The organism is Klebsiella sp. H-Nf2 (assembly GCF_002806645.1).
Lineage (GTDB): Bacteria > Pseudomonadota > Gammaproteobacteria > Enterobacterales > Enterobacteriaceae > Klebsiella > Klebsiella variicola.
On record NZ_PIBL01000011.1, the window covers coordinates 32,749 to 48,268 of the forward strand.

9 protein-coding genes are annotated in these 15,520 nt (G+C 61.1%); 8 read left to right on the top strand and 1 reads right to left on the bottom strand.

What is annotated here, in order from left to right:
• Nucleotides 1-115: 115 nt before the first annotated feature.
• Nucleotides 116-727, top strand: coding sequence for a helix-turn-helix transcriptional regulator (locus tag CWM58_RS21605; RefSeq protein ID WP_074388080.1), 612 nt, complete (start codon nucleotides 116-118; stop codon nucleotides 725-727).
• Nucleotides 728-1,002: 275 nt separating this feature from the next.
• On the opposite strand, the gene CWM58_RS21610 is transcribed toward CWM58_RS21605, so the two are convergent.
• Entirely contained in the window at nucleotides 1,003-2,277 is a 1,275-nt protein-coding gene (locus tag CWM58_RS21610; protein WP_100676375.1) for a dicarboxylate/amino acid:cation symporter, read from the bottom strand.
• A gap of 300 nt (nucleotides 2,278-2,577) precedes the next feature.
• On the opposite strand from CWM58_RS21610, the gene CWM58_RS21615 reads away from it, so the two are divergent.
• The 7 genes from CWM58_RS21615 to yegQ all read left to right on the top strand — a co-directional run bounded on the left by CWM58_RS21615 (nucleotide 2,578) and on the right by yegQ (nucleotide 15,331).
• Complete coding sequence (locus CWM58_RS21615) at nucleotides 2,578-3,816, top strand: MdtA/MuxA family multidrug efflux RND transporter periplasmic adaptor subunit (protein ID WP_100681751.1); 1,239 nt, start codon at nucleotides 2,578-2,580, stop codon at nucleotides 3,814-3,816.
• On the top strand, nucleotides 3,816-6,938 hold the full coding sequence (locus CWM58_RS21620) for an MdtB/MuxB family multidrug efflux RND transporter permease subunit (RefSeq protein ID WP_100631173.1): 3,123 nt from the start codon (nucleotides 3,816-3,818) through the stop codon (nucleotides 6,936-6,938). Before CWM58_RS21615 ends, CWM58_RS21620 begins: the two co-directional genes overlap by 1 nt.
• Nucleotides 6,939-10,016, top strand: coding sequence for a multidrug efflux RND transporter permease subunit MdtC (gene mdtC / locus CWM58_RS21625; RefSeq protein ID WP_100681752.1), 3,078 nt, complete (start codon nucleotides 6,939-6,941; stop codon nucleotides 10,014-10,016).
• A gap of 1 nt (nucleotide 10,017) precedes the next feature.
• Entirely contained in the window at nucleotides 10,018-11,433 is a 1,416-nt protein-coding gene (locus CWM58_RS21630; protein ID WP_100681753.1) for an MFS transporter, read from the top strand.
• Nucleotides 11,430-12,932, top strand: coding sequence for a two-component system sensor histidine kinase BaeS (gene baeS, locus CWM58_RS21635; RefSeq protein ID WP_061153901.1), 1,503 nt, complete (start codon nucleotides 11,430-11,432; stop codon nucleotides 12,930-12,932). Before CWM58_RS21630 ends, baeS begins: the two co-directional genes overlap by 4 nt.
• Complete coding sequence (gene baeR, locus CWM58_RS21640; protein WP_004201558.1) at nucleotides 12,929-13,651, top strand: two-component system response regulator BaeR; 723 nt, start codon at nucleotides 12,929-12,931, stop codon at nucleotides 13,649-13,651. The genes baeS and baeR overlap by 4 nt, the downstream gene beginning before the upstream one ends.
• Nucleotides 13,652-13,969: 318 nt before the next feature.
• The gene (gene yegQ / locus CWM58_RS21645; RefSeq protein ID WP_008804076.1) at nucleotides 13,970-15,331 is read left to right on the top strand and encodes a tRNA 5-hydroxyuridine modification protein YegQ; all 1,362 of its coding nucleotides are present in this window, start codon (nucleotides 13,970-13,972) and stop codon (nucleotides 15,329-15,331) included.
• The last annotated feature ends 189 nt before the right edge of the window (nucleotides 15,332-15,520 follow it).

The window sequence follows — 15,520 nt, forward strand, 5'->3', positions numbered from 1 at the left end:
TTCACTTTATAATAATAAAAAACGATTGCAGGTACTTTTATAAAATCAAAACACCGCATACGCCCGGAGGATTTGTCACAGCATGGCGTTATGTTTTGCATAAGGAAATAACGCCATGAGAAACATTAATGTCACCATCAACACCCGCAACACCTTCGTGCGCGAATCGCTGGTCGCCATGGTTAATGACCTCGCCCGCGACGATATGCGGGCCCGTTTCTCCTGGCGCAATAACGACCTGTCAGGCGAAGACATTATTATTTGCGAAGTGATCCCCGGTGAAATTTACCTGTGTAATGCCTTGATTAAAAACAGGAAAAAAGGCAGCTCCCTGATCATTCTCCACAGCTATGACCAGCTGCCGGAAGACGATTTCATGATTAATTGCCTGAAAGGGGTGATTTTTGTTTCGCTGAAAACGGCCAGTATTCCTCAACTGCTGGCAATCATCAAAAGCGAGCTACAGCATTGCATGGACCCGTCGGCCACCGACGCTGCGAGCCGGGAGCTGAGCTGCGCCAGTTGTCCGCATCGCGTCCTGTCGCGATCGCAGACCGCTGTGGTGCACGGTATTCTTGAAGGGCTGGATATGAGTAAAATCGCCGCCCTGCAGCGCGTCAGTCCCCGCACCGCGGCTTACCATAAGAATAAGATTATGGAAAAATACAGCCTGAATAATAACCATGACTTTTTCCAGTTTATGAATCTGTTACGTGAGCGCTGGTAGGCAAATAGCGAACGGAAGAGAATAAGATATTCCCGTAGTGATATTGTCGGGAATCCGAAAATAGCCGCAGGATGCTAAAAAAGCGCCAGCGCTGCCGAACATAACGTTAAACTCTGACGCTTCCTCGGTATAAAGACGTTACCGCGCGTTTTTATATAAGAAAAAAGACTATTTACGAGGAAAACTGATACTTCGTCACATTGCCCCTGGCGTGCCTGTCAGGGGCCTTTTTTTTCCGTGTGGAATAGCGCCCTCAGTGGAAGGGCGCGGCAGGATCAGGCTTCCGCTTTCTCTGCCTCCCATGCCGGTTCATTCCCCTCTTCGGCCAGCAGACCTTCGTTTTTCGACAGCATGGCGGTGGCGATGCCGTTACCCAACACGTTGATGGCGGAACGCCCCATGTCGAGGAAGTGGTCGATGCCCATCAGCAGCAGGATCCCGGCAACCGGAATATTGAAGCTGGGGATCGTGGCCGCCAGCACCACCAGCGCCGAGCGCGGCACCCCGGCGATGCCTTTCGAGGCCAGCATCAGGGTCAACATCATGACCGTAATCTCGCTAAAGCTCAGCGGTACGTTATAGGCCTGGGCGATAAACATCGCGGCGAAGGAGCAGTAGACCATCGAGCCAACGAGGTTAAACGAGTAGCCAATCGGCAGGACGAACGAGACGATATTGCGCGAGCAGCCAAACTTCACCAGGCGCTCAAGGGTTTTCGGATAGGCCGCTTCGGAGCTGCTGGTAGTAAACGCCACCAGCACCGGGTCCTTCAGCATGTTCAGCAGACGGAAGACCTCTTTCTTCAGCACCATATAGCCGACGGCAATCAGCACCGCGCTGGTCAACAGCACCGCCAGGTAGTAACCGCCAATGAATGAAGCGTAGTTGAGCAGGATCCCCAGCCCCTGCGAGGCAATCACCGAGGAAATGGCGGCGAAGATAGCCAGCGGCGCAACGTACATCACATAGCCCGTCACCTTCAGCATAATGTGCGACACCACGTTGAGCGCCGCCACCAGTGGGGCATTAAACTTCTCGCCCAGCGACGCGCCGGCGATGCCAAAGAACATCGAGAACACCACGATCTGCAGGATCTCGTTGTTGGCCATCGCCTCGGTGATGCTGGTGGGGATGGTGTGCGACAGGAATCCTTTCAGGCTCATACCGCTGACCGCCAGACCGGTATCCACCGCCTCTTTCGGCACCGCCAGGTTTAACCCTGCGCCCGGGTGCTGGAAGGTGACGATCACCAGCCCGACGAGAATGGATAATACCGAGGAGGTGATGAACCACACCATCGCCTTCCCGCCTACCCGGCCAATGGTCGCCGTCTCGCCGAGGCGCATAATGCCGACCGTCAGGGTGCTGAACACCAACGGCGCGATGACCATTTTGATCAACCGCAGAAACAGATCGGTCAGCAGCGTAATGTTGTCCGCCCAGGCGGAGATAGTGGTCGGCGTCGCGTAGGCATGGATAGCCGCGCCGGAGAGGATCCCCATCAGCATAAAGATGACGATGAAGAGCGTGAGTTTGTTTGCGTTTGCCACAGCAATGACCCCTGATTATTTAACACGTTGATTTTTAAGTGCATATTTTATTATTATGGAAATGCACTGATTTATTCACCGCATAAATCTAATTAAAGCCCTCCCGGATACAACTGTTTTTTACTTTTTTAAACTAAAAGTTGATATCACCACAGGAATCGGTTGCGAGACCGCCCGGCGTCGCGGCGGTTATCCAGACATTTCTCAACCTTCTTTTCATAATTCCTCCATTTTTACGGCCCCTTCCCTCACTAAACTAGTATCATTCAGCGAAACGCTTCAGGATGAGACCGTAAACTAATGAAAGGCAGTAACATACGTCGTTGGGGCGCCGCGCTGGCGGTAGTGATTATCGCCGGAGCCGCCTACTGGTTCTGGCACGATCGTGACACGAGCGGCAGCAGCGCTCCCGCAGCAGGACAAGGCCCGCAGGGGCCGGGCGGCGCGCGTCATGGCCGTTTCGGCGGCGCGCTGGCGCCGGTGCAGGCGGCCACCGCGACCGAACAAGCGGTGCCGCGCTATCTCACCGGGCTGGGTACCGTGACGGCGGCCAATACCGTGACCGTGCGCAGCCGGGTCGACGGCCAGCTGCTGAGCCTTCACTTCCAGGAGGGACAGCAGGTCAAAGCCGGCGACCTGCTGGCGCAGATCGACCCCAGCCAGTTTAAAGTCGCCCTCGCCCAGGCGCAGGGTCAGCTGGCGAAAGATAACGCCACCCTGGCGAACGCCCGCCGCGATCTCGCTCGTTACCAGCAGCTGGTGAAAACCAATCTCGTCTCCCGCCAGGAGCTGGACACCCAGCAGTCGCTGGTGGTGGAATCCGCCGGCACCGTGAAGGCCGATGAAGCCGCCGTCGCCAGCGCCCAGCTGCAGCTCGACTGGACGCGCATCACCGCGCCGATTGACGGCCGCGTCGGCTTAAAGCAGGTGGATATTGGCAACCAGATCTCCAGCGGGGATACCACCGGGATTGTGGTTCTCACCCAGACGCACCCGATCGACGTAGTCTTCACCCTGCCGGAAAACAGCATCGCCACGGTGGTGCAGGCGCAGAAAGCGGGCAAAGCGCTCAGCGTCGAAGCCTGGGATCGCACCAATAAACAGAAAATCAGCGTCGGCGAGCTGCTGAGTCTCGACAACCAGATCGATGCGACCACAGGGACCATTAAGCTAAAGGCGCGCTTCAGCAATCTGGACGACGCGCTGTTCCCCAACCAGTTCGTTAACGCCCGCCTGCTGGTGGATACCGAAGAGAACGCGGTGGTGATCCCCGCTGCCGCCCTGCAGATGGGCAACGAAGGGCATTTTGTGTGGGTGCTGAACGACGAGAATAAGGTCAGCAAACACAGCGTGACGCCCGGCATCCAGGACAGCCAGAAAGTGGTCATTAGCGCCGGGCTTTCCGCCGGGGATCGCGTGGTCACCGACGGGATTGACCGCCTGACCGAGGGGGCGAAGGTGGAAGTTGTCACCGCCAGCGGCAGCGAACAGGCGCAGCCCGCTCCACGCCAGAGCGGTAAACACGGAGCGCGTTCCTGATGCAGGTGTTACCCCCAGGCCGCACCGGCGGCCCGTCCCGGCTGTTTATTATGCGTCCGGTCGCCACTACCCTGCTGATGGTGGCGATCCTGTTAGCCGGGATCATCGGCTACCGCTTCCTGCCGGTCTCCGCCCTGCCGGAGGTCGATTACCCGACCATTCAGGTGGTTACCCTCTATCCGGGCGCCAGCCCGGACGTGGTGACCTCCGCTATCACCGCCCCGCTGGAGCGCCAGTTCGGCCAGATGTCCGGCCTTAAGCAGATGTCGTCGCAAAGCTCCGGCGGCGCCTCGGTAGTCACGCTGCAGTTCCAGCTGACCCTGCCGCTGGACGTCGCCGAGCAGGAAGTGCAGGCGGCCATTAACGCCGCCACCAACCTGCTGCCGAGCGATCTGCCCAACCCGCCGGTGTACAGCAAGGTGAACCCAGCGGATCCGCCGATCATGACCCTCGCCGTCACCTCCTCCGCGATCCCGATGACCCAGGTGGAGGATATGGTGGAGACGCGGGTGGCGCAGAAGATCTCCCAGGTTTCCGGCGTCGGTCTGGTGACCCTCGCCGGCGGCCAGCGCCCGGCGGTGCGGGTGAAGCTTAACGCCCAGGCCATCGCCGCCCTCGGCCTGACCAGCGAAACCGTGCGCACCGCTATCACCAGCGCCAACGTTAACTCCGCGAAAGGCAGCCTCGACGGCCCGGCCCGCGCGGTGACGCTTTCCGCTAACGATCAGATGCAGTCCGCTGAGGATTATCGCCGGCTGATTATCGCTTATCAGAACGGGGCGCCGATCCGTCTCGGCGATGTCGCCAGCGTCGAACAAGGCGCCGAGAACAGCTGGCTCGGGGCGTGGGCCAACCAGCAGCGGGCCATCGTGATGAACGTCCAGCGCCAGCCGGGGGCCAACATCATCGACACTGCCGACAGCATTCGCCAGATGCTGCCGCAGCTCACCGAGAGCCTGCCAAAATCGGTGAAGGTGCAGGTCCTCTCCGACCGGACCACCAACATTCGCGCCTCGGTGCGTGACACCCAGTTTGAGCTGATGCTGGCCATCGCCCTGGTGGTGATGATCATCTACCTGTTCCTGCGCAACGTCCCGGCGACCATTATTCCCGGCGTCGCGGTGCCGCTGTCGCTGGTGGGCACCTTCGCGGTGATGGTGTTCCTCGACTTCTCGATCAACAACCTGACGCTGATGGCCCTGACCATCGCCACCGGCTTTGTGGTGGATGACGCCATCGTGGTGATCGAGAACATCTCGCGCTATATCGAAAAAGGCGAGAAGCCGCTGGCCGCCGCACTGAAAGGCGCCGGGGAAATCGGCTTCACCATTATCTCCCTCACCTTCTCGCTGATCGCGGTGCTGATCCCGCTACTGTTTATGGGCGATATCGTCGGCCGTCTGTTCCGCGAATTCGCCGTCACCCTTGCCGTCGCTATTCTTATCTCGGCGGTGGTCTCCCTGACCCTGACGCCGATGATGTGCGCCCGCATGTTAAGCCACGAATCGCTGCGCAAGCAGAACCGTTTCTCCCGGGCCAGCGAGCGTTTCTTCGAACGGGTGATCGCCGTCTATGGCCGCGGACTGAGCCGGGTGCTGAACCATCCGTGGCTAACGCTCGGCGTCGCGCTGAGCACTCTGGCGCTGTCGATCCTCCTGTGGGTCTTTATCCCGAAAGGCTTCTTCCCGATCCAGGATAACGGCATTATTCAGGGCACCTTACAGGCGCCGCAGTCGGTCTCTTTTGCCAGCATGGCCGAGCGCCAGCAGCAGGTGGCCAGCATTATCCTTAAGGATCCGGCCGTGGAGAGCCTGACCTCGTTCGTCGGCGTCGACGGCACCAACCCGGCGCTAAACAGCGCCCGTCTGCAGATCAACCTCAAGCCGCTGGATGAACGCGATGACCGCGTCCAGACGGTGATCAGCCGCCTGCAGCAGGCGGTGGACGGCGTCCCGGGCGTGGCGCTCTACCTGCAGCCGACCCAGGATCTGACCATCGACACCACGGTGAGTCGCACCCAATACCAGTTCACCCTGCAGGCAAACTCCCTCGAGGCGCTGAGCACCTGGGTGCCGCCGCTGCTCAGCCGCCTGCAGGCCCAGCCGCAGCTGGCCGACGTCAGCAGCGACTGGCAGGACAAAGGCCTGGCCGCCTATATCAAGGTGGATCGCGACAGCGCCAGCCGTCTTGGCATCTCAATGGCCGATGTCGATAACGCGTTGTACAACGCCTTCGGCCAGCGGCTGATCTCCACCATTTACACTCAGGCGAATCAGTATCGCGTGGTGCTCGAGCAGGATACCGAGGCGACACCGGGTCTGGCGGCGCTGGATAATATCCGCCTGACCAGCAGCGACGGCGGCATCGTGCCGCTGACCGCCATCGCCACGGTGGAGCAGCGTTTTACCCCGCTGTCGGTGAACCACCTCGATCAGTTCCCGGTGACCACCATCTCGTTTAACGTCCCGGACAACTATTCGCTGGGCGAAGCGGTGGACGCGATCCTCGCCGCCGAACAGTCGCTGGATTTCCCGACCGATATCCGCACCCAGTTCCAGGGCAGCTCGCTGGCCTTCCAGTCGGCGCTCGGCAGCACCGTCTGGCTGGTGGTCGCCGCGGTGGTGGCGATGTATATCGTGCTGGGGGTGCTGTATGAGAGCTTTATCCATCCGATCACGATCCTCTCCACCCTGCCCACCGCCGGGGTCGGGGCGCTACTGGCGCTGTGGCTGGCGGGGAGCGAGCTGGATGTGATCGCCATCATCGGCATCATTCTGCTGATCGGCATCGTGAAGAAGAACGCCATCATGATGATCGACTTCGCGCTGGCCGCCGAACGCGAGCAGGGCATGCCGCCGCGGGAGGCAATCTACCAGGCCTGTCTGCTGCGTTTTCGGCCGATCCTGATGACGACCCTCGCCGCCCTGCTCGGCGCCCTGCCGCTGATGCTGAGCACCGGCGTCGGCGCGGAGCTGCGGCGTCCGCTGGGGATCGGCATGGTCGGCGGTCTGATGCTCAGCCAGGTGCTGACCCTGTTCACCACCCCGGTGATCTATCTGCTGTTCGACCGCCTGTCGCTGCACCTGAAGCGCCGCTTCCCGCGTCAGGAAGAGGAGGCGTAAGTGAAGTTTTTCGCCCTCTTCATTTACCGCCCGGTGGCGACGATCCTCATCTCGCTGGCCATCACCCTGTGCGGCATTCTCGGCTTCCGGCTGCTGCCGGTAGCCCCGCTGCCGCAGGTGGACTTCCCGGTGATCATGGTCAGCGCCTCGCTGCCGGGGGCCTCCCCGGAGACCATGGCCTCATCGGTGGCCACCCCGCTGGAACGCTCCCTGGGACGGATTGCCGGGGTCAATGAGATGACCTCCTCCAGTTCGCTGGGCAGTACGCGCATCATTCTTGAGTTTAACTTCGACCGCGATATCAACGGCGCGGCGCGCGACGTTCAGGCGGCGATCAACGCCGCGCAAAGCCTGCTGCCGAGCGGGATGCCCAGCCGGCCGACCTACCGTAAAGCCAACCCGTCGGATGCGCCAATCATGATCCTGACGCTGACTTCGGACACCTACTCCCAGGGTGAGCTGTATGATTTCGCCTCCACCCAGCTGGCGCAGACCATCGCGCAGATCGACGGCGTGGGTGATGTCGACGTCGGCGGCAGCTCCCTGCCGGCGGTGCGCGTCGACCTCAACCCGCAGGCGCTGTTCAACCAGGGCGTGTCGCTGGACGCGGTGCGCACCGCCATCAGCGACGCTAACGTGCGCAAACCGCAGGGGGCGCTGGAGGACAGCGCGCACCGCTGGCAGGTGCAGACCAACGATGAGCTGAAGACCGCCGCCGACTATCAGCCGCTGATCGTCCACTACCAGAATGGCGCCGCAGTGCGGCTGGGGGATGTCGCCAGCGTCTCGGATTCGGTGCAGGACGTACGCAACGCCGGGATGACCAACGCCAAACCAGCGATCCTGCTGATGATCCGCAAACTGCCGGAAGCCAATATTATCCAGACAGTGGACAGCATCCGCGCCCGCCTGCCGGAGCTGCAGCAGACCATTCCGGCGGCTATCGACCTGCAGATCGCCCAGGACCGCTCGCCGACCATCCGCGCTTCGCTGGAGGAGGTGGAGCAGACGCTGGTGATTTCGGTGGCGCTGGTGATCCTCGTGGTGTTCCTGTTCCTGCGCTCGGGGCGCGCCACGCTGATCCCGGCCGTCGCCGTCCCGGTTTCCTTAATCGGTACCTTCGCCGCGATGTATTTGTGCGGCTTCAGCCTCAATAACCTGTCGCTGATGGCCCTGACCATCGCCACCGGCTTCGTGGTGGATGACGCTATCGTGGTGCTGGAGAATATCTCCCGCCATCTGGAAGCGGGGATGAAGCCCCTGCAGGCGGCGCTGCAGGGGAGCCGCGAGGTCGGCTTTACCGTGCTGTCGATGAGCCTGTCGCTGGTGGCGGTGTTTCTGCCGCTGCTGCTGATGGGCGGCCTGCCCGGCCGCCTGCTGCGCGAGTTCGCCGTCACCCTGTCGGTGGCGATCGGCATCTCCCTGGCGGTCTCCCTCACCCTGACGCCGATGATGTGCGGGTGGCTGCTGAAAAGCGGTAAGCCCCACCAGCCGACGCGCAACCGCGGCTTTGGTCGGCTGCTGGTGGCCGTGCAGGGCGGCTATGGGAAATCGTTAAAATGGGTGCTGAAGCATAGCCGGCTGACCGGGCTGGTGGTGCTGGGCACCATCGCCCTCAGCGTCTGGCTCTACATTTCGATCCCGAAAACCTTCTTCCCGGAGCAGGACACCGGGGTGCTGATGGGCGGCATTCAGGCCGACCAGAGCATCTCCTTCCAGGCGATGCGCGGCAAGCTGCAGGACTTTATGAAGATTATTCGCGAAGATCCGGCGGTGGATAACGTCACCGGCTTTACCGGCGGCTCGCGGGTCAACAGCGGGATGATGTTTATCACCCTCAAGCCACGGGACCAGCGCCACGAGACGGCGCAGCAGGTGATCGACCGGCTGCGCAAAAAGCTGGCCAACGAGCCCGGGGCCAACCTGTTCCTGATGGCGGTGCAGGATATTCGCGTCGGCGGCCGGCAGTCGAACGCCAGCTATCAGTACACTCTGCTGTCCGACGACCTGTCGGCGCTGCGCGAGTGGGAGCCGAAGATCCGCAAAGCGCTGGCGGCGCTGCCTGAGCTGGCGGACGTCAACTCGGATCAGCAGGACAATGGCGCCGAAATGGACCTGGTTTATGATCGGGATACGATGTCGCGCCTCGGCATCAGCGTCCAGGACGCCAACAACCTGCTGAACAACGCCTTCGGCCAGCGGCAGATCTCCACCATCTACCAGCCGCTCAACCAGTACAAGGTAGTGATGGAGGTGGATCCGGCCTACACCCAGGACGTCAGCGCCCTCGACAAGATGTTTGTTATCAACAGCGTGGGCAAGCCAATCCCGCTGGCCTATTTCGCCAAATGGCAGCCGGCCAACGCCCCGCTGTCGGTGAACCATCAGGGGCTGTCGGCGGCGTCCACTATCTCCTTTAACCTGCCCACCGGCCGCTCGCTGTCGGAAGCCAGCGACGCCATAAACCGCACGATGACCCAGCTCGGGGTGCCGTCGAGCGTGCGCGGCTCCTTTGCCGGTACCGCTCAGGTGTTCCAGCAGACCATGAACGCGCAGGTGATCCTGATCCTCGCGGCTATCGCCACGGTCTATATCGTGCTGGGGATGCTGTATGAGAGCTATGTGCATCCGTTGACCATCCTCTCGACGCTGCCCTCCGCCGGAGTGGGCGCCCTGCTGGCGCTGGAGATATTCGATGCCCCGTTCAGCCTAATCGCCCTTATCGGGATCATGTTATTAATTGGCATCGTGAAGAAAAACGCCATCATGATGGTTGATTTTGCCCTTGAGGCGCAGCGTAACGGCAATCTGGCGCCGGAAGAGGCGATTTTCCAGGCCTGCCTGCTGCGTTTCCGGCCGATTATGATGACCACTCTGGCGGCGCTGTTCGGCGCCCTGCCGCTGGTGCTCTCCGGGGGCGATGGCTCCGAGCTGCGCCAGCCGCTGGGGATCACCATCGTCGGCGGTCTGGTGATGAGCCAGCTGTTAACGCTCTACACCACGCCGGTGGTCTATCTTTTCTTTGACCGTTTACGGCTGCGTTTTTCGCGTCACTCCTCTCAACCGGTAAGCGAATAACATGACAGACCTCCCGGCCAGCGTGCGCTGGCAGCTATGGATAGTGGCGTTCGGCTTCTTTATGCAGTCGCTGGACACCACCATCGTTAACACCGCCCTCCCCTCGATGGCCAAAAGCCTCGGGGAGAGCCCGCTGCATATGCATATGATCATCGTCTCCTATGTCCTGACGGTGGCGGTCATGCTGCCGGCCAGCGGCTGGCTGGCCGACCGGGTCGGGGTGCGCAATATCTTCTTCACCGCCATCGTGCTGTTTACCGCCGGGTCGCTGTTTTGCGCCCAGGCCAGCACCCTTGACCAGCTGGTGATGGCGCGGGTGCTTCAGGGGGTCGGCGGCGCGATGATGGTGCCGGTCGGTCGCCTGACGGTGATGAAGATCGTCCCGCGCGATCAGTACATGGCAGCGATGACTTTCGTCACCCTGCCGGGCCAGGTTGGCCCGCTGCTCGGCCCGGCGCTGGGCGGGGTGCTGGTGGAGTACGCCTCCTGGCACTGGATCTTCCTCATCAATATCCCGGTGGGGATCATCGGCGCCATCGCCACCCTCTGCCTGATGCCCAACTACACCCTGCAGACCCGGCGATTCGATCTCTCCGGCTTTCTGCTGCTGGCCGCCGGGATGGCGACCCTGACCCTGGCGCTGGACGGCCAGAAAGGGCTCGGTATATCGTCACGCTGGCTGGCGGGGCTGGTGGCCATCGGCCTCGCCGCCCTGCTGCTGTACCTGTGGCACGCCCGCGGTAACGCCCGGGCGCTGTTCAGCCTTAACCTGTTTCGTAACCGCACCTTCTCCCTCGGCCTCGGCGGCAGCTTCGCCGGACGCATCGGCAGCGGCATGCTGCCGTTTATGACTCCGGTATTTCTGCAGATCGGCCTCGGCTTTACCCCCTTCCACGCCGGGCTGATGATGATCCCGATGGTGCTAGGCAGCATGGGCATGAAGCGGATCGTGGTGCAGGTGGTTAACCGCTTTGGCTACCGCCGCGTATTGGTCGCCAGCACCCTGGGCCTGGCGGCGGTCAGTCTGCTGTTTATGTTTAGCGCCCTGGCCGGGTGGTATTACGTGTTGCCGCTGGTCCTGTTTCTGCAGGGGATGATCAACTCCAGTCGCTTCTCCTCGATGAATACCCTGACGCTGAAAGATCTCCCGGACGATCTGGCCAGCAGCGGCAACAGTCTGCTGTCGATGGTGATGCAGCTGTCGATGAGTATCGGCGTGACCATCGCCGGGCTGCTGCTGGGGTTGTATGGCCAGCAGCATATGAGCCTCGACGCCGCCAGCACCCATCAGGTCTTTCTCTATACCTATCTGAGCATGGCGACGATCATCGCCCTCCCGGCGCTCATTTTTTCCCGGGTACCGGATGACGTCGGCAGTAATACCGTCATCCGTCGACGCAACAGGAGTGGATCGTGAAATTTTGGCGCCCGGGCATTACCGGTAAGCTGTTCCTCGCTATTTTCGCCACCTGCATCGTGCTGCTGATCAGCATGCACTGGGCGGTGCGTATCAGTTTCGAACGTGGGTTTATCGACTACATCAAGCGCGGTAATGAGCAGCGGTTAACCATGCTCGGCGACGCGCTGAGTGAGCAGTATGCCCAGCATGGCAGCTGGGCGTTTCTGCGCAACAACGACCGCTTTATCTTCCAGCTGCTGCGCACCTTCGAACGGGACAATGACGACCGCTCGCCGCCAGGACACGGCATGAAGCCGGGTCCGATGGAGGGTCAGGGGCCAGATGGGCCGCCGCCGGATGGGCCGCCCGACGGCCCCAGCGACACCCCGCCGCCGAGGCCGGAAATGCCGCCCCACGGCTGGCGCACCATGTTCTGGGTGGTTGATCAGTCGGGCCGCGTGCTGGTGGGGCCCCGTGAGCGCGTACCGGAGGACGGCACCCAACGCAGCATTATGGTCAACGGCGTGGAGGTAGGCAAAGTGATCGCCTCGCCGGTCGAGCGGCTGACGCGCAATACCGATATTAACTTCGACCGGCAGCAAAAGCGCACCAGCTGGCTGATTGTCGCCCTTGCCACCCTGCTTGCCGCGCTGGCCACTTTCCCGCTGGCCCGCGGCCTGCTGGCGCCGGTGAAGCGGCTGGTGGAAGGCACCCATAAGCTGGCGGCGGGCGACTTTTCCACCCGAGTGACGGTGACCGGCGGCGACGAGCTCGGCCGCCTGGCGCAGGATTTCAACCAGCTCGCCAGCACCCTGGAGCGCAACCAGCAGATGCGTCGCGACCTGATGGCCGATATCTCCCATGAACTGCGAACCCCGCTGGCAGTGCTGCGCGGCGAGCTGGAGGCGATTCAGGACGGGGTCCGGCGTTTCACCCCCGAGTCCATCCCCTCCCTGCAGGCCGAGGTGGCTACCCTCACCAAGCTGGTGGACGACCTCCATCAGCTGTCGATGTCCGATGAGGGGGCGCTGGCCTACCAGAAAACGTCGCTGGATATCATCACCCTGCTGGAAGTGGCCGCGGGCGCTTTTCGCGAGCGCTTCGCCAGCCGGCAGCTGAGTATTCAGGTGTCGTTCCCGGAGCAGGCGATGATCTTCGGCGACCGCGACCGCCTGATGCAGCTCTTCAACAATCTGCTGGAGAACAGCCTGCGCTATACCGACAGCGGCGGCAGCCTGCTGATCACCGCCAGCCGCAGCGGCCGGATGCTGGTGATTGACTTTGCTGACAGCGCCCCCGGGGTCAGCGATGAGCAGCTGGCCCGCCTGTGCGAGCGCTTTTACCGGGCGGAAGGATCGCGCAACCGCGCCAGCGGCGGCTCCGGCCTCGGGCTGGCGATTTGCCTCAATATTGTCGCGGCCCACGGCGGTACCCTGCGTGCCGACCATTCGCCTTTTGGCGGGGTTAGCATTAAAGTTGAGTTACCTCTGGAACATGATTTACCGAGAGACGTATGACTGAATTGCCTGTAGATGAAAACACCCCACGCATTCTTATCGTGGAAGATGAACCGAAGCTCGGCCAGCTGCTGATTGATTATCTGCAAGCCGCCGGCTATGCGCCTACGCTGATTAACCACGGCGACAAGGTCCTGCCCTACGTTCGGCAGACGCCGCCGCACCTGATCCTGCTGGACCTGATGCTGCCCGGTACCGATGGTCTGACGCTGTGCCGGGAAATTCGCCGCTTCTCCGACGTTCCGGTGGTGATGGTGACGGCGAAAATCGAAGAGATCGACCGACTGCTGGGGCTGGAGATTGGCGCCGACGACTATATCTGCAAGCCCTACAGCCCGCGGGAAGTGGTCGCCCGGGTGAAAACCATCCTCCGCCGCTGCAAGCCGCAGCGCGATCTGCAGGCGCTGGACGCCCAGAGCCCGCTGATTGTCGACGAAGGTCGTTTTCAGGCCTCCTGGCGCGACAAGCTGCTGGACCTCACTCCCGCCGAGTTCCGGCTGCTGAAAACCCTCTCCCAGGAGCCGGGCAAGGTCTTCTCCCGCGAACAGTTGCTCAACCATCTGTATGACGATTATCGGGTAGTGACCGACCGCACCATCGACAGCCACATCAAAAACCTGCGGCGCAAGCTGGAGGCGCTGGACGCCGAGCAGTCGTTTATTCGCGCCGTTTACGGCGTTGGCTACCGCTGGGAAGCGGACGCCTGCCGGCTGGCGTAGTTAGCCTTTTCCCGGCTGGCGCTGCGCTTAGCCGGGCTACACGTTCACCGCCGTCTGCAATCCGTAACCCGGGTAAGGCGTTTACGCCGCAACCCGGGGAATTCCATAAAGCCTATCCCACCAGGCGTTATTAGTGCTGTCAGTGTGAGCACAGCCCAGGTTCAAAATGGCAAACCAATTAGCCATGCTGAAAGATACCCATCTGATATTTACTCCCCTTCGCCGCGGCGCTACAATGCCCGCCCTTAATGTGGGGACACTCCCCAACTCGCCGCACCAGGTGCGGCGAATCTGACCTGTCATCAGAACGAGAACACCATGTTTAAACCAGAACTCCTCTCCCCGGCGGGAACGCTGAAGAATATGCGCTACGCTTTCGCCTATGGCGCTGACGCCGTTTATGCCGGCCAGCCGCGCTACTCGCTGCGCGTGCGTAACAACGAATTCAATCACGAAAATCTGCAGCTCGGCATCAATGAAGCCCACGCGCTGGGTAAAAAATTCTATGTGGTGGTCAACATCGCCCCGCATAACGCCAAGCTGAAAACGTTTATTCGCGATCTGAAGCCGGTGGTGGAGATGGGGCCGGACGCGCTGATCATGTCCGATCCGGGTTTAATCATGCTGGTGCGGGAACACTTCCCGGAGATGCCGATCCATCTTTCAGTGCAGGCCAACGCCGTCAACTGGGCGACGGTCAAATTCTGGCAGCAGATGGGGCTGACCCGTGTGATCCTCTCCCGTGAACTGTCGCTGGATGAAATCGAAGAGATTCGCCGCCAGGTGCCGGAGATGGAGATCGAGATTTTCGTCCACGGCGCGCTGTGCATGGCCTACTCCGGCCGCTGCCTGCTCTCCGGGTATATCAACAAGCGCGACCCGAACCAGGGGACCTGCACCAACGCCTGCCGCTGGGAATACAACGTGGCGGAAGGCAAAGAGGACGACGTCGGCAACATCGTCCACAAATATGAGCCGATCCCGGTGCAGACCGTGGAGCCCACCCTCGGCATCGGCGCGCCGACCGATAAAGTCTTTATGATTGAGGAAGCCAAACGTCCGGGCGAGTACATGACCGCCTTTGAGGACGAACACGGCACCTACATCATGAACTCGAAAGATCTGCGGGCTATCGCCCACGTTGAGCGTCTGACCCAGATGGGCGTTCACTCGCTGAAGATCGAAGGCCGCACCAAATCCTTCTACTACTGCGCGCGCACCGCTCAGGTTTACCGCAAGGCCATCGACGATGCCGCCGCCGGCAAACCGTTTGATACCAGCCTGCTGGAGACCCTGGAAGGACTGGCCCACCGCGGGTACACCGAAGGCTTCCTGCGCCGCCATACCCATGACGATTACCAGAACTATGAGTACGGCTACTCCCTCTCCGAGCGCCAGCAGTTTGTCGGCGAATTCACCGGGGAGCGTAACGGCCCGCTGGCGGCCGTGGCGGTCAAAAATAAGTTCAGCGTCGGCGACAGCCTCGAGCTGATGACCCCGCAAGGTAACGTCAACTTCACCCTCGAGCATATGGAAAATGGCAAAGGTGAAGCCATGCCAGTGGCCCCGGGCGATGGCTATACCGTATGGTTGCCTGTGCCGGACGACCTGCCCCTGCAGTATGCGCTGCTGATGCGCAACTTTACTGGTCAGACAACCAGAAATCCGCACGGTAACTAGTTAATTTGCGTTATTTTTTCACGAAGTAAGGATATTAGAATCGGATCACATACCGTTTCGATCGAAACAGGTATCATCCATTTCGCTGAAAAACATAACCCATAAATGCTAGTTGTACCAGGAACCACCTCCTTAGCCTGCGTAATCTCCCTTACGCGGGCTTATTTTTTTGCCTCTCCTCCGGTCTTC

Excerpts from the sequence above, each read along its gene's own strand:
- CWM58_RS21605 (WP_074388080.1), top strand. The coding sequence starts at position 116 with ATGAGAAACATTAATGTCACCATCAACACCCGCAACACCTTCGTGCGC.
- CWM58_RS21630 (WP_100681753.1), top strand. The coding sequence starts at position 10,018 with ATGACAGACCTCCCGGCCAGCGTGCGCTGGCAGCTATGGATAGTGGCG.
- CWM58_RS21620 (WP_100631173.1), top strand. The coding sequence starts at position 3,816 with ATGCAGGTGTTACCCCCAGGCCGCACCGGCGGCCCGTCCCGGCTGTTT.
- CWM58_RS21615 (WP_100681751.1), top strand. The coding sequence starts at position 2,578 with ATGAAAGGCAGTAACATACGTCGTTGGGGCGCCGCGCTGGCGGTAGTG.
- yegQ (WP_008804076.1), top strand. The coding sequence starts at position 13,970 with ATGTTTAAACCAGAACTCCTCTCCCCGGCGGGAACGCTGAAGAATATG.
- baeR (WP_004201558.1), top strand. The coding sequence starts at position 12,929 with ATGACTGAATTGCCTGTAGATGAAAACACCCCACGCATTCTTATCGTG.